Consider the following 26,361-nt stretch of genomic DNA (forward strand, 5'->3'; position numbering starts at 1 on the left):
CGCGCCATGGCTGGATCGCGGCGTGGGACATCACATCAATCTATGGGCACAAGCAGTTGAGACTGCTCATTTTTTTATAACAATCGAGGGTCTGCTATCCTCTTCGGCCGCAAGCTGGAGTTCGAACATGCAACTAATCGACATCGGCGTCAACCTGACCAACGACAGCTTCGCCGCCAAAGAACGTGATGTTCTGGAGCGCGCGTACGCCGCAGGTGTTGGCCAGTTGGTGCTTACCGGCACCAGTGTCGAAGGCAGTGAACAGGCATTGCAGCTGTGTCACGACCTTGATGAAAGCGCCGCTCGATTGTTCTGCACAGCGGGCATTCACCCGCATTCTGCGAGCGCTTGGAGCCCTGATACCGAAAAACAGTTGCACGCCCTGCTCAGAGAAACCCGCGTGCGGGCCGTGGGTGAATGCGGGCTGGATTTCAACCGCGACTTCTCCCCTCGCCCGCAGCAGGAGAAGGTCCTTGAAGCGCACCTGGCGCTGGCCGTCGAGCTGCAAATGCCGGTGTTTCTGCATGAGCGCGACGCCAATGAGCGATTGCTGGAAATCCTGCGCGATTATCGGGATCGCCTCCCCGCCGCCGTGGTGCATTGTTTCACCGGCGAGAAGCGCGCGTTGTTCAGCTATCTGGATCTGGACTTGCATATCGGCATCACTGGCTGGATCTGCGACGAGCGCCGGGGCACGCATCTGCACCCACTGGTTCGGGAAATCCCGCGCGGTCGGCTAATGCTGGAAAGCGACGCGCCCTACCTGCTGCCCCGCAGCCTTCGGCCCAAACCGAAAAACGGGCGCAACGAGCCTGCCTATCTGCCCGAGGTGCTCAGAGAAGTGGCGCTGCATCGTGGGGAAAGCGTTTCTGACGTTGCTGCGCACACCACCGCGTGCGCCCAGGCGTTTTTTGGTCTGCCCGCCCTAGACGCCTGAAAGAACGGACGCCACGGCAAGCGCACAATTTCAGTGAGCCTTGGTCAGCGCAGCGGACGCCGGCTCGGTCGGCAAAGCGTTGAAGTCCCGCAGGCTGGAGGGCGTATGCGGATTGCCGATCAACAAGCGGCTTGGCTTGAAGTCACGACTGATCAGGCTCTCGGACGGCGCGAACTCATCAAAATGCAGCCCGGCGAGGTCTGCCCAAGTGTGAATGAAGTGCGAGGTGCTGTACGGCCGATGCAAGTAAGCATCGTCGATGGGCGGATGGCCTTGCGCGGCCTTCCAGCTCGGCGAACTCCAGACAATGAACGGCACGGTGTACATCGGCCGGGTCGGCGCCGCTTCATTGCGCCCCAGTACGTTCGGCGCCACCGGGTCATAGACCGATTCGCCATGGTCGGACAGGTACAGCAGAAAACCGTTGGGATCGGTCTGGCTGAAGCGCTTGATCAACGATGACACCACGTAATCGTTGTAGCGCACGGCGTTGTCGTAGCTGTTGTAGACCTCAAGCTGATCGTCGGTCACGTTGGCCGGCACGCCGATGCGGTCCTTGAAGTAATCGTAGGTCGGCGGATAGCGATATTTGTAACTCATGTGCGTGCCCAGCAAGTGGATCACGATGAGCTTGCGCGGGGCGTCGTCGGCCAGCGCCTTGGAAAACGGCTCCAGCACATCCTCGTCGTACTGACTGGTTTCGTTCTGATCGCGGTTGTTGTTGAGGTAGGCCTGCTCGTCCGCCTGCTTGGAAAACAGCGTGAGCATGGTGTTGCGCTTGGTCATGGTCTGTTGATTGGTGATCCAGAAGCTTTTGTAGCCGGCCTGCTTCATCACGCTGACCAGCGTCGGCGTGCTCAGGTACAGGTCAGGATGCTCTTCATCGGCGAACGTCAGCACTTGTTGCAGCGTCTCGATGGTGTAAGGGCGCGGCGCGATGACGTTGTCGAACACCTGCAACTGACCTTTCAACTGATCCAGATTTGGCGTGGTCGGGCGGCCGTAGCCATACAGGCTCATGCGCTGGCGGTTGGTCGATTCGCCGATCACCAGCACCAGCGTCGAAGGCTTGCCGGCGTGGTTATCGGTCAGGTTTTTCAGCGGCGCGATCTTCGCTTGAGTGTTGAGCATGTTCGACATCTCGTCCAGCTGCTGCAGGTACTGGTGATAGCCCACAACCAGCTGCCAGGGAGCTGCGGCCTCGATGTTCTCTTCGAACTCGGCCACCGCTCGCTTGACCGTGTCGCGCTTGATGTATTGATGAATCGCGTTATAGCCCACCGAGACGCCCAGCAACAGCACACAGCAAGCAACCAGTGATTTGCGCGGCAGATACACCGGGCGAACCCGCGTCCAGAGCAGCAACCCGCCCACGCTATAGACGACCACCGCCGCCACGATCGACCAGGAAAAATAGTGCCCCAGGTATTCGCTGGACTCCTGCAGGTTGGAATCGAACATGATGAAGATCACGCTCTGAGAAAATTCCTGCCCGTAGACCAGAAAGTAACCCAGCCCTGACAGCGAAGACGCCCACAACATGATCCCCAGTACGCCTGACAAGAGCCGCGTGCGTGCAGGGAACAGGATCAGCGGAATCATCCACAACGTCGTGACCATCGACGCCTCGGCCATGCCCTTCCAGCCAGCCACCCCGGCATTGATGATCAGCAGTTGAGCGACGCCGGAGAAATACCAGAAAAACAAAAACATCCAGCCAAGGCCGGCCCAATTTACCCGGCGTGGCGTGGCCGGTGCGGTGTTTCTGGCTTGCATGATGTCCTCAACAAAAATAAGTGGCGCGTGGCCCGGGGTCATTGTGTCAGCGGGCGATCAGTTCTCGCACCAGCTGCAGACACTGCGCCTGCACTTCCATCTGGGGTTGGCTGGCGTCTACCTCGACAATCCGCGCGCCATTGAAGCGCAGCAGTGGCGTGGCCTCGACCTTCTGCCGCAGCAGCGCCAGGTTGTGATCGGGCTTGCGGGCGAAGGCGGTGTCGGCGTCGATGTTCAAGCGGATGACCAGCGTCGGACGGTAACTGACCATCCGTTGATAAAGCGTGATTTCACGCTTGGCCAGCCAGGCCGTAAAGCGATTGCCGGGACGCGCGGCGGACAGGCCCGGCCCATCGTAGAAACCGGCAACGTCCAGCTGCGGATAGCGATCGCAGATGACCAGCCCGGCCTGTTTGCGCAGCGCCAGCATCCGCTTGAACCCCCGGACCCGGCGCTTGGAGAATACGTAGATGACCAGCGCCGTGAGCATGCCGGGAATGCGCTCACCTTTGGTCCGCGCCTGTTTGGCCTTTGCCGTCAGACGCCGCGCCAGCACTGGGCCGATCACCGGCCACCCTTGAATCTTCAGCCCCAGCGTGCCCGAGCCCAGGCCAAGGTAAGCGTAAGCGGCACCCTCCTTCTGAAGCGCCGCGCACAAGGACGCCGCCAAGGTGGTCTTGCCTGCGCCGTCAGAGCCGATGACCGCAATCAGCGGCGCCAGCGCAGGGTCGTCGTGCCCGATGCCGTCGAACAGCCGAGTGTCGAAGTCAGTCATGGGCCATCAACGGGTCAGCAAGCTGCGCGATACCGCCGCCTTGGCCTGGGCGATCACCTCGGCCAATGGCAAACGGCTGTCCAGGTCCAGAATCGGCGCGCCCTGGTATTCCAGCTTCGGCACATTGGCAATTTTCGCGGCCAGGGATTCGTAGCGGTGATCGGGCTTGCGCGCAAAGGCTGTTTCCAGATCGATGTTCAGGCGGATCACCAGATCAGGGCGATGGCTGATCATGTACGCGTACAGCGCTTTTTCCCGCCGGGCGAGAAACCCCACGAAGGCGTTGCGGTGCTTGACGCTTACCAGCCCCGGACCGTCGACCTTCAGATTGGCCACGGCGATCTGCGGAAAGCGGTCGGCGATGACTGCAATACCGTTGCGCCGCAGCGCCATCATTTTCTGGTAACGCCGCCAGCGCCGGATGGACAACAGGAACGTCGCGAACGCCGCAAGCGTACTCGGCCCCTCGGCATTCTGCTTGACCGTTGGATTGTCACGCGGGGCATTTTTGGCGATCAGGCGAGCGATGAGTTTGCCCACCAGCGGCCACTGCATCATCGCCTCGCCCAGCGCCTTGGACTGAATGCCCAAGTGGCAACTTTGCGCGCTGCGCGATTCCTGCATCCAGACCAGAATCGCCTCGGACACCGTGGACTTGCCCGCCCCGTCGCAACCGACGATGGCAATCAGCGGCGCCAGACGCACCGCTCGATCACCTGAGTTCGAGCGCTCGAAAGATTCAACAGGTGGCGCCGGGTCGAGTTCCTGCGCGGGCAGTTGCTGGTTGTTGTGCGTCGCACACTTCATTGATCGGTCTCAGCCAGTCGTGACACAGAGTTAAACGCTGGCAATGAAAGTCTGGTCAGCCAAACGGTCAGGATGGGTCAGCCGCGTGATCACGCCGTCCTTGACCTGCACCACCTCGTCGGCGATCTCGATCAGCCGAGGTCGGTGAGACACGGCAATGATGGTGATCTCCGGCGTCAGGGCTTTCAGGGAATCACAAATCTCGCGTTCGGCTTGCGGGTCGAGGGCGCTGGTGGCTTCGTCGAGAATCAGCAGTCTCGGATGGTGAGCCAAAGCCCGCGCGATGACGATGCGTTGACGCTGGCCGCCCGAAAGCTTGCCGCCACGTTCGCCAACCACCGAGTTCATGCCTTCGGGCAGCCTCTCGACGAACTCCCAGGCACCGGCCTGGCGCAAGGCACGTTCGGCATCCGCCGCCGTCAACGCCGGCTCGCCCAAGGTCACGTTGGCCAGAATGCTGTCGTGCAGGAGCAGGGTTTCCTGGGTGACGTAGCCGATCATCCGCCGCCATTTGCGCCGGTCGATGTCCACCAGCGAAACGCCGTCCACGCGAATGTGCCCGGTTTGCGGACTGAGCAACGCGCACAACAGATCGAGGATCGTGGTTTTGCCCGCACCGGACGGCCCGACCAGTGTGGTCATGGTCCCGACCTTGAAGCCAAACGTGGCTTCGTCAAGCACCGTACGGCCGTCGTACTTGAACGACACGTTTTCAAATTCGATGCTCTGGTTCAGGGTCGGCTGAACGTTTCCGCCCTTGGGCTCGGCTTCGGCCGTGGCCTTGTCGACCGCCTCGCGCAGGGCCCAGAACGCACTTTCCTGAGCGGCCATGCGATGATAACGCTGCTGCGCCTTGTGCATCAGGCCCAGCACCCGCACCACCATGAAAATCAGCACCATCACCGAAGACAACGGCAGATTCCAGATCACCAACCCTGCGTACAGACCGGCAGCGGCAAGGATCGCCAGCAAGGGTTCCTGAAGCGCACGCAGCGTTTCGCGGCTGGTCACTTCCTTTTCCATCGCCGCGTTGAGTTCGGTGGCTTGATGGCGCAACAGGGAATCGGCGATGTCTTCGCGGGCCATCGCTTTGAGCGGTTTGACCGAGCCGAGAGTGTCGCTCAGGCTGACCAGCAAATCGCGCATCAGGCTGGTCTGGCTTCTGCCGGCCTTGCGCGACGTCTTCACCAGCCCGCGCAAAGCCAGCAGAATGCCCAGCCCCACCAGTAGACAAACGACGGCGGCCTGCCAGGACACGATCAGCGCGATCACCCCATAGGCCACGGCCTGAATTGACAGTGCAACCATGTTGGCCGCGTGTTCGTAGGCGGTTGAGGCGCGATAGGCCTCGGTGGCGACGGCATTGGCCAAGGCGCCGCCCGGTTGGCGCAGGTAATATTCCCAGCGACTGCCGAGGGTGGCGTTGATCAGATCGACGCGCAAATCGGTGGCCACGTGCGCCACGGTATAGCCCACCTGCCGGTTGGCGATCAGGATCAGAAGGCTGCTCAACGCCATGCCCACCACGATGATGGTCAGCAGCACGACAATCGTCGGTTCCATACCGAACCAGGCCATGGTGCTGATGATGCGCTCGCCGAAAGCCGAATGAGCGTTGTCACCCAGCATCACCGACATCAGCGGCAACATCGTGGTCAAACTGACGCTCTCGACCAGCCCCGCCACCACCAGGCTCAGCAGCATCAACGCCGTACGCAGCGGGTAGGATCGGCCAAAAGCAAAGATAATTCGCATAACACTCACATTCAAAATCAGGTTCTGCGCCGCTGGGAGCCCCGCGGCGGATGATGCAGTGCGCGCGCCTGGCCGTCAGACCAGGCGCGCTGTCCCACAAGCGGCGATCAAGCCGCCAGATCGGCCAAGGGACGCAACACCGAAAACGCCTGAATGATTTGGTCGATCTGCTCGGGTGTATGAGCAGCGCTGACGCTGCAGCGCACCAGTGTAACGCCGGCCGGGGTGGCTGGCGGCAATACCAGATTGACGTAGACGCCCTGATCGATGAGCGCGCGCCAGAACTGCAGGCCTTGCTCCTTGGTGCCGACCATCACCGGCACCACCGGGCTGACGTGAGGCCCCAGTGAATAACCGAGGTTTGCCAGTCCGTCGTACAAGCGGTTGGCATTGCTCCACAGGCGTTCACGCAACTCCGGACGCGTAGCGATGGACTGCAACGCCGAACGCACCGACGCAATCACCGAGGGCGACGGCGAGGCGGTGAAAATGTACGGGCGGCTGGCGTAGCGCAACACTTCCATGCTGCTGCTGCCGGCGGCGAAACCACCGATGGCGGCCAGGCTCTTGCTGAACGTGCCGAGGATGATATCGACATCGGCTTCAACGCCCAGCTCATCCGCCAAACCGCGCCCGTTCGGGCCCATAACGCCGAACGAATGCGCTTCGTCGACCAGCAGGTAACCGCCCAGGCGGCGTTTGATTTCAACGATCTCTTTGAGCGGGGCGGTATCGCCCAGCATGCTGTAGATGCCTTCGACGATGATCAGCGCATCTTTGGCGCGCTCGCCCAGACGGACCATGCGCCGCTCAAGATCCTTGGCGTCGTTGTGGTGGAAACGGATGATTTCTGCGCCACCCAATTGGCATGCATCGTAGATGCTGGCGTGACAGTCGGCATCGAGCAGGACCACTTCACGGGGACCGGCCAGGGCGCCGATGATGCCCAGGTTTGCCACATAACCGGTGGAAAACACCATGACCGAAGGACGGTCCAGAAACTCGCTGAGTTCAGCTTCCAGCGCGGTGTGGCCGCCGTAGCTGCCGTTGGCCATGCGCGAACCGGTGGTGCCGGTGCCTTCGACCGCCAACGCCCGTTGCGCCGCTTCGATGGCCTGGGCGTCGAACGTCAGGCCCAAATAGTTGTTGGTGCCCGCCAGGATGACGTCTTTGTCGCCGATGCGCCCTTCGGTAGGCGAGTAGACGGCGTCGATGCTGGTGCCGAACGGGCTCGGGCCAGAATCCTGAAAATGTGTGCGTTCAGCAGCCAGCCTGCTGAATTTGTCATACAACCCCATGACTTTTCTCCACGTAGGCCACCAGGGAGCTTGCCAGCTGCCGAGGGGTTCTGACGTCCATCAAAATATTGATCGGAATCGACAGATCGTATTCATCTTCCAGCTTCATCAACAAGTCCATCATCTTGACGGACTCCAGCCCCAGGTCGTTGACCATGTCGCTGTCCGGTCCAACGTGTTCCGAAACCGGAACCATGTCCCGAAGACAGATCAGGACGTTTTCTAAAATGGTGTCTTGCGTAAACATGGTTGACCTCTTCAACTTCCGAATGGGTGCGCGCTCAGAACAGACCATCCTGCAGGGCGCGGCGTAATTTGATCTGGGGCACCCAGCCAATGGCGGCAGTGATTTCTGTGTTGCTGCATGTCCAGTCGTGATGGATCAACTCGTTGACCTTGCTGGTGGTGAGCATCGGTGCACGAGGCAGCAGGTAAGAAAGCGCCAGATTGACTTTGGCGATGACCTTCAACAGCGTGACCGACACCGGAATCTGCCGCACGCGGGCCTTGCGGATGTCTGCACCAATGCTGGCCAGACCTTTCCAGCTGTAGCCGCCCAGCGTGCCGTCGCTGATTTCATAGGTCGCAGGCCGGGCCACCGGCGAGGTGATCCACTGCGTGACGGCGGCGGTCAGGTCGAACACATGGACGAAACTCAGGTGCGCTTCCCCTGCCCCCAGCCGCACCAGCAAGCCGCGCAGCAGCCAGGAAAACAGCGGCTGCAACTCACGATCACCGGGGCCATAAACCGCCGTTGGCCGAAAGATGCCGACGCTGATCGGACCCGCAGCGCTCAGCACTTGCTGTTCTGCATCAAATTTGGACTGGGAATACCAGGACAGCTCAGGGTAGCGCGCAGCCAGCGAAGACATGTGCAGGAAGCGCTCGCAGGTGCCGGATTGGCGCGCAGCTTCCATGACTCGGCGGCTGCCATCTACGTTGACGGCGCGAAAACTGCCTGCGTCGCGCCCGCGAACAGCACCGGCGCAATGGATCACCGCCTGGGCTCCCGAAACCAGCTCGGCAAGCGACTGGGTATCTTCGAGCGAGCCACGGACCCAGAAAACGCCATTCTTGAGGCCGGACTGAGTCCGGCTCAAGGCACGAACGCTGATGCCTTGGGCAACCAGCATCCGGGCGATCTGGCCGCCGATGAAACCGCTACCTCCCGTCAACGCCACACTGGGAGGCATCACGCGGAGCCTACAGCCGCCAGCATTTCAGGACGCGCGGAAATCTGACTCAGGAAGCGCTTGCGCGCCTCGGCTCTGGCCGGTTTACCTGACGAGGTGCGGGGGATGCTGTGGGGCGGCACCAGATCGATCGTCGGCGACAGACCGAATTCGCTGTGAATCTTGGCGAACAGGGTATGGAGCAGGCGCTCGCGCTTTTCTTCGTCGTGAAGGCGGCACTGAACCTGCATCACCACGGCAGGCTCGCCGTCTTTCTGCACGATGAACACGATCGCATCGCCTGGGCGCACGTCAGCCTCGGTCTCGGCAACCAATTCGATGTCCTGGGGCCAGATGTTGCGACCCCGAATGATGATCAGGTCTTTCTTGCGGCCGGTGACGTACAGGTTGCCGTCGAACAGGTAGCCCAGATCGCCAGTGTCCAACTGTTGAGTTTCGGCAAGCTGGCGAGTGGATTCGACGTCCTGGAAATAGCCCTTCATCAGGCTCGGTCCGGAAATCACGATACGTCCGACGCTGCGCTCTGGCAGCGAGTGGCCGGCTTCGTCGAGGATATGAAGCTCATGACCTGGCAACGGCGCGCCGCAGTTAACGAAATTGCTGATAGCGGTCGAGTGCTCGGTGGCGGTGACTGCTTTGCCTTCAAGCTCAAGGATGTCGCGATCGACACGGTCAGTCTGGCCACCCGAATCAGGCGCTGCGAAGCTCACGGCCAAGGTGTTTTCAGCCAGGCCATAGCACGGCATGAAAGCACTGGCCTTGAAACCGGCGGGCGCGAAATGCTCGGCGAAACGGTTCAGGGTCGCCATGGCAATCGGCTCGGCACCGACCCCGGCTACGCGCCAGCGCGACAGGTCCAGGCTTTCGACTTCGGTCGGGCTGCAACGACGCACGCACAGGTCATAGCCAAACGGCGGCGCCACGGAAACGGTACCGCGGTTGCGACTCATCAGGTTCAGCCACTGCTTGGGGCGCATGGCGAAATCCTGTGTCTGCAGATAATCCACCGACAACTGCGTCGCCACCGGCGTCAGCACAAAGCCGACCAGGCCCATGTCGTGGTAGTACGGCAGCCAGGAAATGCAGCGATCTTTTGGCCGCAGACGGATGCCGTCCAGGCTGATGCCGCGCAGGTTGGCCATCACCGAGCGTTGCGTCACCACGACACCGCGGGGAAACCGCGTGCTCCCGGAGGTGTATTGCAGATAGGCAATGTCATCGGGCTGAGGCGGTGCGAGTTCGACTTCCACCAACGGCAGGACTTCAAGCTGCTCGGCAGTGCCCACGAATTTCTGGGTAGTGGCGTCGATGGCTTCGTTGACGAACGACAGCCATTCTTCCCCTCCGATTACGGCAGACGGTGAACAGCTGGCAAGTAGTCCACGTAGCTTTTCGACGTAGGACTGGTGATGCCCGACGCCCATAGGGATCGGCAACGGAACCGGCACCAGGCCTGCGTACTGACACGCGAAAAAGATTTCAACGAAACCCGGCGTGGTGTCAGCGATCAGCGCGACGCGATCGCCTTTTACCAGGCCAAGGCTCAGCAGCCGTTTGGCGGCTGCGACAGCGCGTCTTTTGAGAAGGCGATATTCCATGACCGCTGTCAGGTGACAGCGCCGATCATAGAAATTCATGCCTGTTTGCCCGAGTGCAGCGTAATCCAATGCATCAGCCAGAGAGGAAAAGTCTGCAAGGCGCTGTGCAAGTGAATGCCCAGAGCTTGTCTCCGACAAATAAAGAACAGCCATTGATTTTGAGCTCTTTCAGGTACTGCGGCGGAAAACCCCGCGCTGAACGTATTGTCTTGAGCAGCGGAGCATAAAATCCTCAACGCCAGGCAAAGGGTGATCAATCTAAAAAACCAATGCCTGCTTGCGTGGTAAGGACAACGAAAATCATTGAGTAAAGTGTTGCAGCCTATCAACCACAAGGCGCCGGTAATTTAACCCGTGAATATCCCGGGACAAGCATCGAATCCATCGATACTGTACATTGATCATGACATATAGACGTAACAAAGTATTTCGTCCATTGTCGGTTATTATTGCCCGCAACACGAGCTGATTGAAACAGCTGCCCCGCTCGCCCCACTCCGACCCGCCGATTGAAGAAGACACGCTATTACATGAATACAATGACTTCCCCAGTCGTCACGGAAGTGGTGAAGACTCGTCAGGACTTGAACACCTTCATTTCGCTGCCGGGAACGCTCTACAAAGACGATCCCTGCTGGGTCGAGCCGCTGCACATGGAACGTCGCGAGCACCTTTCAAGCAAAAACCCAACCTCCGAGCACGTCACCTGGCAGGCCTGGATTGCCAAGCGCGACAACGTGCCGGTTGGCCGCATCATGGCCCAGATCGACACCTTGCACCGCGAACTTCATGGTCCGGACACCGGGCATTTCGGCATGCTCGATGCAATTGACGATCCTGATGTCTTCAGCAGCCTGATCAACACCGCCCAGGCATGGCTGCGAGAACAAGGCGCACACAAGATCACCGGCCCCTTTACCTTGAACATCAATCAGGAAAGCGGATTGCTGGTGGAAGGTTTCGATACCCCGCCGTCGGTGTTCATGAACCATAACCATCCTTATTACGAGAAACATCTGACGGCCCAGCAGTACGCGCCAGCCATGGACTTGCTCGCTTACTGGATGCGGACCGATGAGTTGAACTTCCCTGCCCCGCTGCAACGGATGATGGACCGCGAACGCGGACGCATCCGGATACGCACGCTCGACAGAAGCAAGTTTGAAGCCGAGATGCAGACGCTACGAGAGATCTTCAACGACGCGTGGGCCAAGAACTGGGGTTTTGTGCCGTTCACCGAAAAAGAATTCAGTGAAATGGGCGCGCAGCTGAAATTGCTGGTCCCCGAGGACCTGATCTACATCGCCGAAATCGACAACAAGGCGTGTGCGTTCATCGTCGCGATGCCAAACCTGCAGGAGGCCTTCGGCCCCGTGAAAGGTCGCTTGCTGCCGTTTGGCTGGCTGAAACTGTTGTGGAAATTGAAAGTGACAGGGACACGTACCGCGCGGGTTCCGCTGATGGGCGTACGCCAGGAGTATCAATTCAGCCGACAAGGGCCCGTGCTCGCGCTGTTGCTGATCGAAGCGCTGAAGCAGCCTTTTGTCCGGCGCAAGATTCACGCACTGGAAATGTCCTGGATTTTGGAAACCAATACCGGCATGCGCACTATTCTGGAGCGCATCGGCGCCGTCGCTTACAAACGCTATCGTCTTTATGAAAAGAGCATCTGACCCGGGGCGCTTTTCAGCGCTGGTTCTGGCGGGCGATCGTAACGCCAACGACCCTGTCGCGGCCCTCGGCAATGGCGGTTGCAAAGCGTTGACCCCGGTCAACGGCGTTCCGATGCTGCATCGGGTTGTGTCCACACTGCAGAGCAGCGATCTGATCAAGGACATCACGCTGGTAGGACCAAGCCGGTCGTTACTTGACCGTGATCCTTTCATGCAGGCACTGCTCAGCGCCGATGCGATCACTGCGCTGGAACCGGCCGTGTCGCCAAGCGCCAGCGCGCTGATGGGGCTGGAACATATCCCGACGCGCCCTGTCTTCGTCACCACTGCCGACCACGCGCTGCTGCGCCGGGAGATTGTCGATTACTTCCTTGAGCACTCCCTTGCAAGCGGCTGCGATGTGACCGTGGCGGTGACGCCACTGGCGACGGTGATGGCGATGTTCCCGGACAACCGACGCACCGCCATCAAGCTGCAAGGCGGCCCGTATTGCGGAAGTAATATGTTTGCGTTCATGACCCCGGAAAGTGAGAAACTCGCCGCCTTTTGGCGAAACGTGGAACAGCAGCGCAAGAATCCAAGGAAGGTCATCGCCAGCGCCCTGGGCTTCACCGCCACGTTGCGATATCTGCTGGGCACGTTGTCCCTGGACCAGGCGATGCAGCGCATCTCCAGGACCGTGGGTTTGCGCATTGGCGCAGTGGTCATGCCCTATGCAGAAGCTGCGGTCGATATCGATTCGGTGAGCGATCATCGGCTCGTCGAACAGACCCTGCTACAGAGAGCCTGACCTGAAATACGAATGCGGTTGCCTGCACCTGCTCAATTCAGACACCCAAACGCTCAAGCGCGGAACATCAGCGCCTGCGTCGGATTAGCACGTTGCGGTATTTTTTTTGCGGCACAGCCTGACGACAAGGTCTGCACAATGCTCCTGATCGAGCGCTACATCATTGCCGAAATCCGGCGCCCCGTATCGGTAATGGTCGGCATCCTGACCTTCGTGTTCGCCAGTTATTCGGCAGAGCGTTACCTGACCCAGGCCGCCAATGGCACCCTGGCATTGCAGGCAGTGCTGGACATGGTCATCTACAAGGTGATCATTGCTCTGGAGATGCTGGTGCCGGTCGCGTTGTACGCCTCGGTGGCGATTGCCCTGGGCAGGCTTTATCACGACTCTGAAGTCACGGCGATCCTGGCCTCGGGTGCAAGCCCCCTGCGGCTGTATCGCGCCATCGGCCTGATTGCGCTGCCGATCGCCATTGCGGTGACTGTGCTGTCGGTTTATGGCCGTCCCTGGGCGTACACCCAGACCTATCGGCTCGAGCAGGAATCGCGCACCGATCTGGACGTCAACCACCTGCTGCCACAGCGCTTCAACCTCAATCAGGACAACGGCCGGATGATCCTCGCCGAGAGCATCGATCACGCCACCGGCACGCTGAAAAACGCGCTGATTTACGACCCTGGCGAAGGCAAATCCCGTATTTTCCGCTCCGATCATGCCAGCGTCGTCGACCCTAATCCGGATGACCCCATCGTGTCATTGACCCACGGCACCTCGTATTCCCTGGAACACAAGGGCACCAAAGACGTGACCAGCATCTTTACCAACATGCTGCTGCACCTCAAGCCCATCGAGCCTGAACCGGATAACAAGCGTAAATCCACATCCACCGCGATGCTCAGCGTGTCGCCCGTGCCACAGGATCAGGCCGAATTGCAGTGGCGCTACACCCGCGGCATCAGCGCGATACTGCTGGCGTTGCTGGCCGTGCCGTTGAGTCGCACTGCCCCGCGCAAGGGCCGCTTCTCGACCTTGCTGCCGATTGCCACGCTGTTCGCGGTGATCTTCTACGCCGGCAATATCTGCAGGACTCTGGTCGGTAACTCATCCCTGCCGCTGATGCCCGGCGTATGGCTGGTGCCGCTGTTGATGGCGGTGGCCGTGTTGATATTCATCGCCCGCGACCTGCGCCTTCTGCGACTGCGTTCCAAATGAGAATTACCAGCCTCTATCTGATTCGTAACGTGCTGATCGGGTTCGTTGCAGCTGCCGCGCTGCTGCTGCCCCTGTTCACTACCTTCGACCTGATCAGCGAACTCGATGATGTGACTTCCGGCGGCTATCGCTGGACCCAGGCGCTGCAAGTGGTGCTGATGACTTTGCCGCGTCGTGCTGTAGACCTGGGCCCGTTCATTGCGCTGCTGGGCGGGATTACCGGTTTGGGCCAGTTGGCGATCACGCAAGAACTGACCGCCATGCGCACCGCGGGTATTTCCATTGTGCGTATTGCGATCACTACGGTGATGGCAGGCGTGATTCTGGTGCTGCTGCTCGGCGTTATGGACGAATGGGTGGCCTCACCCCTGCAACAACGCGGCGTGCAGATACGCAACGAAGCGTTGGCCGTGTCCGGTGAAGCCGCCAGCGCCACGGGTAGCATCTGGGCGCGACGGGGTGACGAGGTTGCGCGGATCGGCGCCATGTCGCGGCACAACACGCCGGTCAGCATCGAGATTTTTCAGTACACGACCGAGATGCGCCTCAAATCCTATGTATTCGCCGACAGCGCCGAAATCCGCCCTGACGGCACTTGGCTGCTCAAGAACGCGCAGATCAAGGAATGGGGCCGCGAGGATGAAAGCATTCGCCAGCAGGACTTCATGGTCTGGCATTCGGTGTTCTCCGACCGCCGTTTGAAGGAATTGACGTTACCCACCGACAGCTTCTCCATTCGCCAGCTGCACCATTACATTCAGTTTCTGGAGGGCTCGGACCAGCCGACCGCCGAGTACGAAATGGCGATGTGGCAAAAACTCGGCCGCCCGATTTTGACGCTGGCGATGATTCTGTTCGCAGTGCCGTTCACTTTCGTGCAACAACGCTCGCCGGGGCTGGGCGGACGGTTGGCCATTGGCGCAATCGTCGGCCTGCTGATCTACGTGAGTAACCAGATCATCGCCAACCTCGGCCTGCTGCTGAACGGCAACGTCATGCTGACCACGCTGGCGCCGTCGATTTTGCTGCTGGGGATCGCACTGGCGCTGATCTTCCGGTTCGACCGAGCCCGATGAAGGATTGTGCGCAACATGACTGACTTGACCCCCCGCCCGGAACGGATCGGCATCGTCCTCAACCCCGAAAGCGGCTACGTGCGACGCCACCTCAGACACTTGCGCGCGCTGGTGTCGCAGATTGCCGACGCAACCGTGATCGAAGCTTGCACCGACGGGCAGCTTACTGACGCGGTCGATACGCTGGCATTGGGGCCTGCGGACTTGTTGGTGGTCATCGGTGGCGACGGCACCTTGCAAGCGGTACTCACCGCCATGCTGCGGCGTGAGCTGTTGGAGGTCCCTTTCGTGCTCGCCCTGCCCGCTGGCACCACCAACATGAGCGCTGCCGATCTGGGCTCACGCTCCAGCCCCGCCGCCGCGCTGCAAAGTCTGGACAACTGGCTCAACGGTAAGACATCCGCGCCCGCCGTGTGCGCCCGAGCGGTGGTACAGGTTTCTGACGCCAGCGACACACCGCCCCGGTTCGGCATGTTTTTCGGTGCGGGCGCGATCATCAACGGTGTCAGGTATTTTCATAGCAGCCTGCGGCCCAAAGGAATACGCGGCGCACTTGGACCGTCACTGGCATTTGTGCGCATGCTGTTGTCGCTGTTTCGTGGCGCCGAATACACGGCGTTGCCAGCCACTCCGGCGCGGCTGCACCTCAATCCTCAGCCGATAGAGGCGCCCTGGCTTTTGATTCTGGCGACGACCCTGGATAACTTGCTGCTCGGCAGCACGCCCTATTGGGGACGCGAAAAAGCCCCCATGCACTTCACCGCCATTGCTCACCGTGCACCGCGTCTGGTGCGCTCGCTGTTCTTTCTGCTGCGCGGCAAATCCAGTGCGACGATGAAAGGCACTCAGGCGTACGTCAGCCACAATCTGGATGACACCGCTATAGATGGCCTGAGCGAATACCTGCTCGATGGCGAGATATTTTCAAGCCACGGCCAGCTTCATCTGTCGGCGACTCCCGCCATACGTTTCATTGTGCTTTAACCAAAGGCCAGACGATGCCAGCAATCCAATCCACTGCACCGACGCCCGCCCTGCTGGCCACCATCGCCCGCGAATGCGCGTTGCCCGTGGCCGAGGAATTGCAGGCGCTGGAACAGGTTCTGCGCTCGCGGTTCGGTGAGGCCTTGAGTGGATTGCTGTTTTACGGCTCCTGCCTGCGCAGCGGTGATCCGACCCAGGGCTTGGTTGACCTTTACGTATTGGTGGATGACTACGCCAATGTTCATCGGCATTTGCTGCCGCGACTCGCGAACCAGTGGCTGCCACCCACGGTGTTCCTGCTCAAGACCCAAACGCCGGATGGTCGGACGCTGCACGCCAAGTGCGCGCTGATCTCACTGGAGGATTTCGAGCGGGGTACGAGCAACTGGTTTCAAAGCTATCTGTGGGGCAGATTTTCCCAGCCTTCGCGCCTGGTGTATTACCGTGACGCTGAGGCTCGCGATCGTGTGCACGTCGCCTTGGCCAATGCGGTGATTCGAATGATGTCGCAGACCGTGCCAGATCAGGACCCGACCTTCTCCAGCTTTGCCTTCTGGGAGCGCGCGTTCGGGCTGACCTACGGCACTGAATTGCGCCCGGAAAAGGCCAGTCGCCCCACGGAAATCGTCACCTACAACGCTGATTACTACACTCAGGTGACGCGCGACGGAGCCCCTTCGGTTGTGGGTCTGTTCCCGTCTGAACGTCAGACCGATGTCTTTACCCGCCAGAGCGATGCTTCCCAACAGCAATACAACCGTCTGCGCTGGAAAGTCAGAAGAATTCAGGGCCGCACGCTGAATGTGCTGCGCCTGATCAAATCACTCTTCACCTTCGAAGACGGCGTGGATTACGTGCTCTGGAAACTTGAACGGCATTTGGGCGAGCCAGTGAAAGTCAGCCCACACCTGCATCGATACCCGTTGATTTTCTGCTGGCCGCTGCTTTGGCGACTGTTGAGAAACCGCCGCCTGCGCTAAGCCGGGCTCAGGTGGTTTGCTTGGCAGTCGAAGCGCTGCACGCAGGTTTGACGGTATTGGTCCGGGAGGCATCCACCGCGCCCAGATGCTGCAAGGTGCTGCGGCCGAGAATCACCACGTAATCCTTCTTGCCACGGCTTTTGAGCGCCAGTTCTTCCTGATAGGTCTGGTTTCCGATGCACAGTTCCATCTTCACCACCTGGCGATGCCCGCCGCCGCCGATCAGGCCCTTGCCCTTCTCCGTGCGCACTATCTTGCGCTCCAGCGGTATGTCCACCAGCGCACCGGTCAAACCCTTGGGCACCTGCACCGAAAACCGCACCCACTTTTCACTGCCCTTGTCGAAGGGCACGATATCGGCTGCCGCCAGATAAGAGTTTTCTGAGGACGTATCGAGCTCAATCTTTACGGTATTTTGCTCTGGCAACAACACCGCCTCCTCTTCCCAGCCGAAGACCTGACTGGGCGATGCGGCAAGCACGCATTGAGGCAACATCAACGCAACAGTGGTACCGATGATGAGTTTGCTGAGGGTCTGCATTGGGGATCTCCAGGAAGTTTTTTATTCTGCCTGATGTGGTGAAACGAGGCCATGGTCGCAAGCTGGCAGCGGTGAATATTCATGCGCGAGCCACAGCGCGAGAAAGAGTCTCGCAAAATAAACAACCGGTTGGCGCGGCACGCTGTTCTTGAGTGCAAAGCCCTACGGTTTCTGGTTTGATTGTGCGCAAAGCCGAGGTGGTGAAACCCGGTCACGTCAAACCGATATTGATAGGGGCTGCATCTGACACACCTTACCCGAGAGGAACTTGAGTCCGAAATCGCGCGCCTTCGCTCGGCTCTCGAAGATGCAGGCATCGATGCTGCCTATCCCGTCCAACCCATGTCCCGCCATTTTGCCGATCATGCCGATCATGCCGAGCCTGCGCTGCCGGCTGCGACCACTGTTGCACAGCATCCTGCGCACCACTGCGGCCCGGCGCGGACGGAGCAGACAGACTGGCGTTCGGTTGTCGCGACAATCGAGGAAACCCGGGAACGTTACCGTCTGGCGGTCAAGGCCACCAACGACGCCATCTGGGATTGGGATCTGACCGCTAATTACGTGACCTGGAACGAGGCACTCGAAGAGGCTTACGGTCACGCCCTGGCGACCGTTGAGACCACTGGCCAATGGTGGATTGCCCAGATTCACCCGGAGGATCGCGCGCGCGTTGAAACGTCAATACACGCTGTTATTGATGGCGGCGGCGAAGCCTGGAGCGACGAATATCGCTTCCGACGCCTGGATGACTCATACGCCGAAGTGCTCGACCGCGGACACGTTATCCGCGACGCCGACGGCCAGGCGGTTCGCGTTATCGGCGCGATGCTCGATTTAAGCCGAACCCACCGCGCCGAAACCGCGTTACGTCAAAGCCAGGAGCGCTTCAGCAAAATCATTGAAACCATCGAAGCGGCGTTTGCCATTGTTCAGGTCAAGTTCGATGCCGACGATCGCCCCGTGGACTACCGGTTCGTCGAAGCAAACCCTGCGTTCGAGCGTCAGGCCGGAGTCAATCTGCAAGGCAAATGGGTCACCGAGTTTGCGCCGGACCTGGAAAGCTTCTGGTTCGAGACTTATGGGCATGTGGCGAAGACTGGCGAATCGGCAAACTTCGAAAGTTACGCGAAGGCCTTCGAACGTTGGTTTGACGTTCGCGCGGTGCGGGTGGGCGACCCCGTTGAGCGGCAGATCGCGATCTTCTTCAGCGACGTCACCGAGCGCCGGGAGGCGGCGGAACGACTGCGCGTGAGCGAGGCGCTGTCTCGCGAAAACGTTGAGCGCGTGCAACTTGCCCTCGCCGCCGGCGCGATCATTGGCACCTGGCACTGGGACCTGCCCACGGATCGCTTCACGGTGGACGAAGCCTTTGCCCAGGTCTTTGGCCTGAACCCTGCCTTGGGCCTGGATGGCCTGAGTTTCGTGCAAGTCGCCGCGACCGTGCACCCCGACGACAGAGACCAACTGACGACCTCCATCGATGAAGTGATGACCCGTGGCGGCGCCTATTCCCACCAGTACCGGGTGCGTCGCGCGGACGGAAAATACTACTGGATCGAGGCCAACGGGCGTGTCGACTTCGCCAGCGATGGCACGCCGCTGCGCTTCCCCGGCGTGTTGATCGATATCGATGAACGGCGCTCGGTCGAAGCCCAGCGAGACCGGGCAACGGAGGCATTGCGCACGCTCAACGATACCCTGGAACAACGCGTGGCTGCACGTACTGCTGAACTCATGCAGGCCGAGGAGAAGCTGCGTCAGTCGCAGAAGATGGAAGCGGTGGGGCAACTGACCGGAGGCCTGGCACACGACTTCAACAACCTCTTGGCGGGTATTTCGGGCGCTCTGGAGCTGATGGCCGCACGCATCGCCCAAGGCCGATTCAATGACATCAGTAAGTACATCGGGACCGCCCAAGGCGCGACAAAACGTGCGGCGGCGCTCACCCATCGGCTTTTGGCGTTTTCCCGGCGTCAGACGCTGGATCCTCGCCCTACCGACGTCAACTCGCTGATGGAAGGGATGACCGAGCTGATTCAGCGCACAGTCGGCCCCGGCATCCTGTTGGAAACGGTCGCGCAAGCCGCGCTCTGGCCGACGTTGGTCGATGCCAGCCAACTGGAAAACGCGCTGCTGAACCTGTGCATCAATGCTCGGGATGCGATGCCAAACGGCGGACGCATCATTATCGAAACCGCCAATCGGTCGATGGATTCCGAAACCTCCCATGCCCACGACTTGCCTGAGGGGCAATACCTGTCCCTTTCCGTCACAGACACCGGTACCGGCATGGCGCCCGATGTCATCGCCAAGGCATTCGACCCGTTTTTTACCACCAAGCCCATCGGCCAGGGCACGGGGCTGGGTCTCTCGATGATCTACGGGTTTGCCAAGCAGTCCGGCGGACAGGTGCGCATCGACTCCCAAGTGGGTCGAGGCACGACCATGTGCATTTACCTGCCTCGCTACCATGGAAAACCGGCGCAAAATTCTGACGAAACCGTCAACACCCTGGCCCCGTTTGCGGAGACTGGCGCGACGATCCTGATCGTCGACGACGAGCCCACAGTGCGGGTATTGCTGACCGAGGTGCTGGGCGATCTCGGCTATACCCTCATCGAAGCGGCCGACAGCATCGCCGGGCTTAAAGTGCTGCGCTCCGACGTTCACATTGACCTGCTGATTACCGATGTCGGCCTGCCTGGCGGCATGAATGGACGACAGATGACCGACGCGGGTCGGGAAGTCCGTCCTGGGCTGAAAACCCTGTTCATCACCGGCTACGCCGAAAACGCCGCGGTAGATAACGCCTACCTCGAACCCGGGATGCTCGTGCTGACCAAACCGTTTGCGATTGAAGGACTCGTGTCCAAGGTCCGAGAGCTGTTGAACGCAGGGTCGATATAGGCCTGTATTCCTCGGCGGCGGGCGGGTCAGGTTGAACACCTGAATCGCGCGGAGCGGCGGCGCCTGACTCGGACTTTCCCGTCACTGGGCCGATAGTCGGAACCGATACCCGCGGCTGTACTTCTATAGGCAAATCCCCCGTTCAGGATCGCCTTGATGGACACGAACATTCCCGACAGTCTCCCACCACGCCGCCTGTTTCTGCGCATGACAGGATCCGCCGTTGCTGCCGCCGGCGTCCTCGGCCTGGCCGGACAATCAGCCTGGGCGCAGGCCGCCACCGCTACCGAAACCACCGCCTCAGCCCCCGTTAAAGACTTGCCCAAGCCGGTGAAATTGCCAGCAATGCAGGAAGACAAAACCGAAAAGTCCGAGATGCCAGTGCAGCTTGGGCAGGACGGGCGCGTAGGGATCGCTATCGTTGGGCTGGGGCGGTTGAGTCTGGAGGAAATCATGCCCGCTTTGGCCTCCTCCAAACGCTGCCGGGTGACTGCGCTGGTCAGTGGCGACCCTGAAAAGGCCAAACGTGTCGCGGCCATGTACGACGTACCGCACACCTCACTCTACAACTATCAGACCTTCGACCAACTGCGCGATAACCCGAACGTGCAAGCGGTGTACATCGTCTTGCCCAATGCACTGCACCGAGGGTTCACGGTGCGGGCCGCCAACGCAGGCAAACACGTGTTATGCGAAAAACCGATGGCGACCTCGGTTGCCGATTGCCAGGCGATGATCGATGCCTGCAAAGCCGCCAATCGCCTGCTGATGATTGCCTACCGCATTCAGTACGAACCGTTGAACCGGCAAGTCATGGCTTGGGTGCGAGAGGGTTCCGCGCTCGGCAAGATCAAGCTTATCGACATGGCCAACTGTCAGAATCAGTCCAGGGAGAACATCCACCAGTGGCGCCATGTGAAAGCGTTGGCCGGTGGCGGCGCGCTGCCGGACATCGGCCTGTACTGCCTGAACACGGCGCGCTTTCTGCTGGGTGAGGAGCCGGTCGAAGTGTGCGCCAGTCAGTACAGCAGCGAAGGCGATGCGCGCTTCGCTGAAGTCGAGGAAGCGATTCTCTGGCAAATGCGCTTCCCCAGCGGCGTGCGGGTGCAATGCACGTCCAGCTACGCGACCTTCACTTCCAAGCGTTACCGGGTGCTGGGTGAAAAAGGCTGGGCTGACATGGACCCCGCGTTTGCCTACCAGGGCCTGCAACTCAAACGCAGCCGCATCGCTGCGGATACCGACGAATTCGTCGCGCCGGGTATCGAGCAGATCACCACCAAGGTAAAGAATCAGTTCGCCCTTGAAATGGACCATTTCGCCGAGTGCGTCGTAAACGGTAAGCAGCCCTGGACGCCCGGAGAAGAGGGATTGCAGGACCAGCGCATTATGGAGGCCATCTACGAATCGGCACGTATCGGCAAACCCGTGCAACTGGAGCGGGTGCAGCAGGTGGATGCGTTTCGGGGGACAGCGCCGTCCAAAGACTGATTGGCCGCCCCTTGTGAGCTGCAATTGCGCTTTAGGCCGCAGGGGGGGGCGCAGCGCAGGGCTACAGAGGACTGGCTGCCGCCGCTCTTGGCCTGAGTCTTGTTATCCAACGCCTTGCGCAAATGAATCGGGAATCTGCCCGGAATCCTGCAAATGCAAATGCAGCGCGGTGAAAGAGGCTTGATGTAAACGCACCACGTCAAACCATTCGGCCGTCCCCATTGCCGAGATGGCAACCAGCTTCATCATCTCAATCGTGGACGCGTCGAGCGCTAGCAAAAGCTTGTGGGAGGCGAAGCGGAAATCATCGGCAGATTGCATAAGGTGGTCCTTGGCTTAGCAATCGGTAGCCGATTCCATTATTCATGGAGTACGCGCCTCGCCACTAAATTCAATTCACCCGGATAAACGGCAAATCACCTTCAAGCCAAATGAATGATCCCCGCTCACCGCGGCTCGAAGTTGCTGAGTCCGCATGATGCTTTTCCCCTGTTTGCGCGCTGTATCTGCAGATGTTTAAAAATCTCGCTCACGCGCGGGCCTCTCGGTTTAAGCTATGCCTTTACCGCACGGAGGCACTATGAAATACACGCTCACTCTCTTGATCTTAGGTTTGCTCGTTGGATGCGCTTCGTATAGCGAACGCGGGACCGGCGAAGGAGGCAGGGAAATCGGCAGCAATGGCTATACGGTCAGATGTGATGCAACCCCACCCAATCAACCTGGCTGCTACTCCCCGCGCCCGTCCTGGTCATGGTGGCCGACGGACAAATTCAAACTCAGGCTCGGAGGGAATTGATTCAAACGCTGGCCCCTTGCACCGGATGCAAGAGGGCCGGCCTACACCTCAGTCCTAAGCGTCATGCCGAACAAACACCCTCCAGTTTACCCAGGCCTATGCTCTACTCTCCGCCTCGATACCAAGCTCGGCGTCTGTCATGTTGGTGAGGTATCGATCGGGGTAAATTGCATGAATCGTTCTAAGGCCTAGCGCCTCGACTTCGGCCATTACCCGATCCGCATGTTCATCGAACACTTCAATCTGAAGAACCACTTTGTTGTTGCTGCATTGTTAACGGCCTTTATTCTTCCGCCGGCGCCGTCAGGAACATGTTTGTCAGTTCAGTCACGCTTGAGGCTGGTGAAGATCAGCGAGTTTCATCGTCTGGTGCGGGACACAGAATCGCGGGGCATCTAACAGAGGGGATGACGCGGAATTACCAGAAGGACCACGAAGACATTATCTAGTCCGATGTGGTTGCAGACCTCGAGATCAGGAAGATTCCGGGCTGACGTCGTGAATTTATTTTGATTATGAGGCCAGAAATGAAAACGGCTCAAACACCGTAAGTGCTTGAGCCGTCTACAGAATAAATGGTCGGGACGGAGTGATTCGAACACTCGACCCCTTGCACCCCATGCAAGTGCGCTACCGGGCTGCGCTACGCCCCGACGAAGGCGTGAATCAGCTTTCGCGACCTGCGAAAACTTCGAGGAATATACCCTAAGCTTTTGAATTATGGAAGTATCCGGGCTGACACTATTTGCCCAGAACCACCAGAACATCTTCCAGCTCGACGATCATCTGCCGGAACAATTGCTTGTACTGCTGGGTATCGTCCTTCTCTTCACCATTGGTCATGCGCAATCGCGCGCCGCCGATGGTAAAGCCTTGCTCATAGAGCAAACCGCGGATCTGCCGAATCATCAAAACGTCTTCGCGTTGATAATACCGGCGGTTTCCGCGTCGCTTGACCGGGTTGAGTTGAGGGAATTCCTGCTCCCAGTATCGCAGAACGTGCGGTTTGACCGCGCAGAGCTCGCTGACCTCACCGATAGTGAAGTAGCGTTTGCCTGGAATGGGCGGTAGCTCGTCGTTATGACTTGGTTCCAGCATAAGCCTCAACTCGGGCCTTCAATTTCTGCCCTGGGCGAAAGGTGACCACACGGCGAGCCGTAATGGGGATTTCTTCCCCGGTCTTTGGGTTCCGACCCGGCCGCTGGCGTTTATTTCGCAAGTCAAAATTACCGAATCCGGACAGTTTGACTTGCTCGTTATCTTCCAGAGCATGCCTGATTTCCTCAAAGAACAGCTCAACCAGTTCCTTGGCTTCTCGTTTGTTCAGGCCTAGCTCTTCGTACAGACGTTCGGCCATCTCAGCTTTCGTCAGAGCCCCCATACGCTACTTCCTTAACGTGGCGTTTAACCTTTCCTCAAGCGAGGTGAGAATTTGCTGCGTCGTAGCATTTACCTCATCGTCAGTAAGAGTGCGCGATGGATGTTGCCAGGTCAAGCCAACGGCAAGGCTTTTTCTATGCGGATCAATACCTTTACCCTGATAAACATCAAATAGCGTGAGGTCCGTGATCCATTCTCCTGCATTTTCACGAATAACTTCCAGCACAGCACTGGAAGCGACGTCGCGATCAGCTATGAGTGCCAGGTCTCGACGCACTTCAGGAAAGCGCGACAACTCGCGGAATTTAGGCAGACGGCCCTTCGCAACATCGGCCAGCACCAGCTCGAAGACGAACACAGGACGATCCAGCCCCAGCGTCTTCGACAGCTCAGGATGAAGCGCGCCGATGAAGCCGACCTCACGACCGTCACGCTCAATGCGCGCGGTCTGGCCCGGATGCAATGCGGGGTGCTGGCCTGAGGAGAAAGTGAAATCGTCGAGTGCGCCAGCAAAGCCCAATACCGCTTCAACATCAGCCTTGACGTCGAAGAAGTCGACGGTATCGCGACCTTGCGCCCAACCCTCTGGAAGACGGCTCCCGCAAATCACGCCCGCCAACATCGGCTCCTGCTTCAATCCGTCAAGCTGACCTACGAAACGCAGGCCGCTTTCGAACAGACGAATGCGATCCTGTTGGCGGTTGAGGTTGTGCTGCAAAGCCTTGACCAGACCAGGCCACAGCGAAGCGCGCATCGCCGCCATGTCATTGGAGATTGGATTGGCGAGCAGCAGCGGCTCGACACCTGGGCTGAACAGCTCAAACCATTTGGGATCGATGAAGCTATACGTGATCGCTTCCTGATAACCGCGCGCTACCAAGAGACGGCGCAGTGCAGGAAGATCGCCTTGAGACTCAGCCTTGGCTTGCGGGGCCAAACGCGCTTGCGGATAACGAACCGGCAAACGGTTGTAGCCATACAGACGAGCCAGCTCTTCGATCAGATCGACTTCAAGCGTGATATCGAAGCGATGACTTGGCACGACAACAAGCCATTGGCCTGCTACATCCGATGAAATTTTCAGATCCAGTGCAGTAAGCAAGCGCTCCACTTCACCGCTGTCGATCTTCAGCCCCAGCATCTGCTCGATACGATCGGCGCGCAGAACGACGGGGGCCACGGATGGCAAATCTTTCTCGCTGACGGTTTCGATGACCGGACCAGCTTCGCCCCCCGTGATCTCCAGCAGCAGACCGGTTGCACGCTCCATGGCCTCACGGGCCAATTGCCAGTCGACGCCACGTTCATAGCGGTGCGATGCATCCGTGTGCAGGCCATAGGAACGGGCTTTGCCAGCAACGGAAATTTGGTCGAAGAACGCGCTTTCAAGGAAAATATCGCGAGTTGTGGCCGTGACGCCGCTGTGTTCGCCACCCATGACGCCAGCGATCGCAAGCGCACGTTGATGGTCGGCGATCACCAGCGTATCGGCACGCAAACTGACTTCCTGACCGTCAAGCAGAACGAGCTTCTCGCCCTCCTCCGCCATACGCACACGGATGCCGCCATTGATCTGCGCGAGGTCGAATGCGTGCAGTGGCTGCCCCAATTCGAGCATGACGTAGTTGGTGACGTCCACAGCGGCATCGATACTGCGCACATCGGAACGGCGAAGACGCTCAACCATCCACAACGGCGTCGGGCGCGACAGATCGACGTTACGAATGATGCGGCCCAGGTAACGCGGGCAAGCGGCAGGCGCCAGCACTTCAACTGGACGCACCTCATCGTGGACCGCCGGCACTGGGGTAATCGCCGGACGTGTCACCACGGCGTCGTACAACGCGCCGACTTCACGCGCCAAGCCGGCCACCGACAGGCAATCGCCACGATTGGGCGTCAGATCGACTTCGATACTGGCGTCGTCGAGCTCCAGATACACACGCAAGTCCTGACCTACCGGCGCATCTGCCGGCAACTCCATCAACCCGTCGTTGCCCTCTCCGACATTCAGCTCGGACTGAGAGCACAGCATGCCGTTGGACTCAACGCCACGCAGTTTGGCTTTCTTGATTGTGAAATCGCCCGGCAATTGGGCGCCGATCATGGCGAATGGGATCTTCAGGCCGGGGCGCACATTGGGCGCGCCGCAGACAACCTGAAAGGTTTCCGAGCCGTTGCTGACCTGACAAACGCGTAGTTTATCAGCGTCAGGGTGTTGTTCTGTGCTCAGCACTTCGCCGACGATTACGCCGCTGAATACACCTGCAGCTGGCGTGACGCTATCGACCTCAAGGCCGGCCATCGACAGACGAGCAACCAGCTCGTCGCGGGATACTTGCGGGCTTACCCAGCCACGCAACCATTGTTCACTGAATTTCATCCT

22 protein-coding genes and 1 tRNA gene are annotated in these 26,361 nt (G+C 59.5%); 9 read left to right on the top strand and 14 right to left on the bottom strand.

Features of this window, described 5'->3' with window-relative positions:
• The first annotated feature begins 127 nt into the window (after positions 1–127).
• Positions 128–937: a TatD family hydrolase gene (locus ACWKWM_RS22685; RefSeq protein WP_483848285.1), complete on the top strand. Its 810-nt coding sequence runs from the start codon at positions 128–130 to the stop codon at positions 935–937.
• Positions 938–967: 30 nt separating this feature from the next.
• On the opposite strand, the gene cptA is transcribed toward ACWKWM_RS22685, so the two are convergent.
• The 8 genes from cptA to ACWKWM_RS22725 all read right to left on the bottom strand — a co-directional run bounded on the left by cptA (position 968) and on the right by ACWKWM_RS22725 (position 10,292).
• Positions 968–2,713, bottom strand: a complete 1,746-nt coding sequence (gene cptA, locus ACWKWM_RS22690; RefSeq protein ID WP_483848286.1) for a phosphoethanolamine transferase CptA — start codon at positions 2,711–2,713, stop codon at positions 968–970.
• Positions 2,714–2,759: 46 nt separating this feature from the next.
• On the bottom strand, positions 2,760–3,488 hold the full coding sequence (locus ACWKWM_RS22695; RefSeq protein ID WP_483848287.1) for a nucleoside/nucleotide kinase family protein: 729 nt from the start codon (positions 3,486–3,488) through the stop codon (positions 2,760–2,762).
• Positions 3,489–3,494: 6 nt separating this feature from the next.
• Positions 3,495–4,295: a nucleoside/nucleotide kinase family protein gene (locus tag ACWKWM_RS22700; protein WP_483848288.1), complete on the bottom strand. Its 801-nt coding sequence runs from the start codon at positions 4,293–4,295 to the stop codon at positions 3,495–3,497.
• A 30-nt stretch (positions 4,296–4,325) separates the two neighbouring features.
• Positions 4,326–6,050 carry an ABC transporter ATP-binding protein gene (locus ACWKWM_RS22705; protein ID WP_483848289.1) on the bottom strand — a complete coding sequence of 575 codons (1,725 nt, stop codon included), beginning with the start codon at positions 6,048–6,050 and terminating at the stop codon, positions 4,326–4,328.
• Positions 6,051–6,157: 107 nt separating this feature from the next.
• Positions 6,158–7,348: a serine palmitoyltransferase gene (gene spt / locus ACWKWM_RS22710; RefSeq protein ID WP_483848290.1), complete on the bottom strand. Its 1,191-nt coding sequence runs from the start codon at positions 7,346–7,348 to the stop codon at positions 6,158–6,160.
• Positions 7,335–7,595, bottom strand: a complete 261-nt coding sequence (locus ACWKWM_RS22715; protein ID WP_483848291.1) for an acyl carrier protein — start codon at positions 7,593–7,595, stop codon at positions 7,335–7,337. Before ACWKWM_RS22715 ends, spt begins: the two co-directional genes overlap by 14 nt.
• A 34-nt stretch (positions 7,596–7,629) precedes the next feature.
• Positions 7,630–8,541 (bottom strand): NAD-dependent epimerase/dehydratase family protein, encoded by a 912-nt coding sequence (locus ACWKWM_RS22720; protein ID WP_483848292.1) that lies wholly within the window; start codon positions 8,539–8,541, stop codon positions 7,630–7,632.
• A complete protein-coding gene (locus tag ACWKWM_RS22725) occupies positions 8,541–10,292 on the bottom strand; it encodes a fatty acyl-AMP ligase (protein WP_483848293.1) in 1,752 nt (583 codons plus the stop codon). The genes ACWKWM_RS22720 and ACWKWM_RS22725 overlap by 1 nt, the downstream gene beginning before the upstream one ends.
• Before the next feature lie 386 nt (positions 10,293–10,678).
• Between ACWKWM_RS22725 and ACWKWM_RS22730 the strand changes: the two genes are divergently transcribed.
• The 6 genes from ACWKWM_RS22730 (at position 10,679) to ACWKWM_RS22755 (ending at position 16,854) form a co-directional block, all read left to right on the top strand.
• Positions 10,679–11,812 (top strand): N-acetyltransferase, encoded by a 1,134-nt coding sequence (locus ACWKWM_RS22730; RefSeq protein WP_483848294.1) that lies wholly within the window; start codon positions 10,679–10,681, stop codon positions 11,810–11,812.
• The gene (locus ACWKWM_RS22735) at positions 11,796–12,602 is read left to right on the top strand and encodes a nucleotidyltransferase family protein (RefSeq protein WP_483848295.1); all 807 of its coding nucleotides are present in this window, start codon (positions 11,796–11,798) and stop codon (positions 12,600–12,602) included. Before ACWKWM_RS22730 ends, ACWKWM_RS22735 begins: the two co-directional genes overlap by 17 nt.
• Before the next feature lie 138 nt (positions 12,603–12,740).
• On the top strand, positions 12,741–13,814 hold the full coding sequence (gene lptF / locus ACWKWM_RS22740; protein WP_483848296.1) for an LPS export ABC transporter permease LptF: 1,074 nt from the start codon (positions 12,741–12,743) through the stop codon (positions 13,812–13,814).
• A complete protein-coding gene (lptG, locus tag ACWKWM_RS22745; RefSeq protein WP_483848297.1) occupies positions 13,811–14,890 on the top strand; it encodes an LPS export ABC transporter permease LptG in 1,080 nt (359 codons plus the stop codon). Before lptF ends, lptG begins: the two co-directional genes overlap by 4 nt.
• A gap of 15 nt (positions 14,891–14,905) precedes the next feature.
• Positions 14,906–15,874 (top strand): diacylglycerol/lipid kinase family protein, encoded by a 969-nt coding sequence (locus tag ACWKWM_RS22750; protein ID WP_483848298.1) that lies wholly within the window; start codon positions 14,906–14,908, stop codon positions 15,872–15,874.
• 14 nt (positions 15,875–15,888) lie between these two features.
• Positions 15,889–16,854: a hypothetical protein gene (locus tag ACWKWM_RS22755; RefSeq protein WP_483848299.1), complete on the top strand. Its 966-nt coding sequence runs from the start codon at positions 15,889–15,891 to the stop codon at positions 16,852–16,854.
• Between the two features lie 7 nt (positions 16,855–16,861).
• Here the strand turns inward: ACWKWM_RS22755 and ACWKWM_RS22760 are convergent, their stop codons facing one another.
• Positions 16,862–17,395, bottom strand: coding sequence for a putative ATP-dependent zinc protease (locus ACWKWM_RS22760; RefSeq protein WP_483848300.1), 534 nt, complete (start codon positions 17,393–17,395; stop codon positions 16,862–16,864).
• A 342-nt stretch (positions 17,396–17,737) separates the two neighbouring features.
• On the opposite strand from ACWKWM_RS22760, the gene ACWKWM_RS22765 reads away from it, so the two are divergent.
• The gene (locus ACWKWM_RS22765; RefSeq protein ID WP_483848301.1) at positions 17,738–20,305 is read left to right on the top strand and encodes a PAS domain-containing protein; all 2,568 of its coding nucleotides are present in this window, start codon (positions 17,738–17,740) and stop codon (positions 20,303–20,305) included.
• A gap of 156 nt (positions 20,306–20,461) precedes the next feature.
• On the top strand, positions 20,462–21,796 hold the full coding sequence (locus tag ACWKWM_RS22770; protein ID WP_483848302.1) for a Gfo/Idh/MocA family protein: 1,335 nt from the start codon (positions 20,462–20,464) through the stop codon (positions 21,794–21,796).
• Between the two features lie 102 nt (positions 21,797–21,898).
• Here the strand turns inward: ACWKWM_RS22770 and ACWKWM_RS22775 are convergent, their stop codons facing one another.
• The 5 genes from ACWKWM_RS22775 to pheT form a co-directional block, all read right to left on the bottom strand.
• The gene (locus ACWKWM_RS22775; protein WP_483848303.1) at positions 21,899–22,117 is read right to left on the bottom strand and encodes a hypothetical protein; all 219 of its coding nucleotides are present in this window, start codon (positions 22,115–22,117) and stop codon (positions 21,899–21,901) included.
• Between the two features lie 1,054 nt (positions 22,118–23,171).
• Positions 23,172–23,248: transfer RNA gene (locus ACWKWM_RS22780), tRNA-Pro, on the bottom strand.
• 88 nt (positions 23,249–23,336) lie between these two features.
• Positions 23,337–23,693 (bottom strand): MerR family transcriptional regulator, encoded by a 357-nt coding sequence (locus ACWKWM_RS22785; protein ID WP_483836670.1) that lies wholly within the window; start codon positions 23,691–23,693, stop codon positions 23,337–23,339.
• The gene (ihfA, locus tag ACWKWM_RS22790; protein ID WP_483848304.1) at positions 23,674–23,976 is read right to left on the bottom strand and encodes an integration host factor subunit alpha; all 303 of its coding nucleotides are present in this window, start codon (positions 23,974–23,976) and stop codon (positions 23,674–23,676) included. Before ihfA ends, ACWKWM_RS22785 begins: the two co-directional genes overlap by 20 nt.
• 3 nt (positions 23,977–23,979) lie before the next feature.
• Positions 23,980–26,358 (bottom strand): phenylalanine--tRNA ligase subunit beta, encoded by a 2,379-nt coding sequence (pheT, locus tag ACWKWM_RS22795; protein WP_483848305.1) that lies wholly within the window; start codon positions 26,356–26,358, stop codon positions 23,980–23,982.
• Positions 26,359–26,361 lie beyond the last annotated feature (3 nt).

The sequence above is a fragment of the Pseudomonas rosaeacicularis genome, assembly GCF_057128745.1.

Excerpts from the sequence above, each read along its gene's own strand:
- ACWKWM_RS22685 (WP_483848285.1), top strand. The coding sequence starts at position 128 with ATGCAACTAATCGACATCGGCGTCAACCTGACCAACGACAGCTTCGCC.
- cptA (WP_483848286.1), bottom strand. The coding sequence starts at position 2,713 with ATGCAAGCCAGAAACACCGCACCGGCCACGCCACGCCGGGTAAATTGG.
- ACWKWM_RS22695 (WP_483848287.1), bottom strand. The coding sequence starts at position 3,488 with ATGACTGACTTCGACACTCGGCTGTTCGACGGCATCGGGCACGACGAC.
- ACWKWM_RS22700 (WP_483848288.1), bottom strand. The coding sequence starts at position 4,295 with ATGAAGTGTGCGACGCACAACAACCAGCAACTGCCCGCGCAGGAACTC.
- ACWKWM_RS22705 (WP_483848289.1), bottom strand. The coding sequence starts at position 6,050 with ATGCGAATTATCTTTGCTTTTGGCCGATCCTACCCGCTGCGTACGGCG.
- spt (WP_483848290.1), bottom strand. The coding sequence starts at position 7,348 with ATGGGGTTGTATGACAAATTCAGCAGGCTGGCTGCTGAACGCACACAT.
- ACWKWM_RS22715 (WP_483848291.1), bottom strand. The coding sequence starts at position 7,595 with ATGTTTACGCAAGACACCATTTTAGAAAACGTCCTGATCTGTCTTCGG.
- ACWKWM_RS22720 (WP_483848292.1), bottom strand. The coding sequence starts at position 8,541 with ATGCCTCCCAGTGTGGCGTTGACGGGAGGTAGCGGTTTCATCGGCGGC.
- ACWKWM_RS22725 (WP_483848293.1), bottom strand. The coding sequence starts at position 10,292 with ATGGCTGTTCTTTATTTGTCGGAGACAAGCTCTGGGCATTCACTTGCA.
- ACWKWM_RS22730 (WP_483848294.1), top strand. The coding sequence starts at position 10,679 with ATGACTTCCCCAGTCGTCACGGAAGTGGTGAAGACTCGTCAGGACTTG.
- ACWKWM_RS22735 (WP_483848295.1), top strand. The coding sequence starts at position 11,796 with ATGAAAAGAGCATCTGACCCGGGGCGCTTTTCAGCGCTGGTTCTGGCG.
- lptF (WP_483848296.1), top strand. The coding sequence starts at position 12,741 with ATGCTCCTGATCGAGCGCTACATCATTGCCGAAATCCGGCGCCCCGTA.
- lptG (WP_483848297.1), top strand. The coding sequence starts at position 13,811 with ATGAGAATTACCAGCCTCTATCTGATTCGTAACGTGCTGATCGGGTTC.
- ACWKWM_RS22750 (WP_483848298.1), top strand. The coding sequence starts at position 14,906 with ATGACTGACTTGACCCCCCGCCCGGAACGGATCGGCATCGTCCTCAAC.
- ACWKWM_RS22755 (WP_483848299.1), top strand. The coding sequence starts at position 15,889 with ATGCCAGCAATCCAATCCACTGCACCGACGCCCGCCCTGCTGGCCACC.
- ACWKWM_RS22760 (WP_483848300.1), bottom strand. The coding sequence starts at position 17,395 with ATGCAGACCCTCAGCAAACTCATCATCGGTACCACTGTTGCGTTGATG.
- ACWKWM_RS22765 (WP_483848301.1), top strand. The coding sequence starts at position 17,738 with ATGTCCCGCCATTTTGCCGATCATGCCGATCATGCCGAGCCTGCGCTG.
- ACWKWM_RS22770 (WP_483848302.1), top strand. The coding sequence starts at position 20,462 with ATGGACACGAACATTCCCGACAGTCTCCCACCACGCCGCCTGTTTCTG.
- ACWKWM_RS22775 (WP_483848303.1), bottom strand. The coding sequence starts at position 22,117 with ATGCAATCTGCCGATGATTTCCGCTTCGCCTCCCACAAGCTTTTGCTA.
- ACWKWM_RS22785 (WP_483836670.1), bottom strand. The coding sequence starts at position 23,693 with ATGCTGGAACCAAGTCATAACGACGAGCTACCGCCCATTCCAGGCAAA.
- ihfA (WP_483848304.1), bottom strand. The coding sequence starts at position 23,976 with ATGGGGGCTCTGACGAAAGCTGAGATGGCCGAACGTCTGTACGAAGAG.
- pheT (WP_483848305.1), bottom strand. The coding sequence starts at position 26,358 with ATGAAATTCAGTGAACAATGGTTGCGTGGCTGGGTAAGCCCGCAAGTA.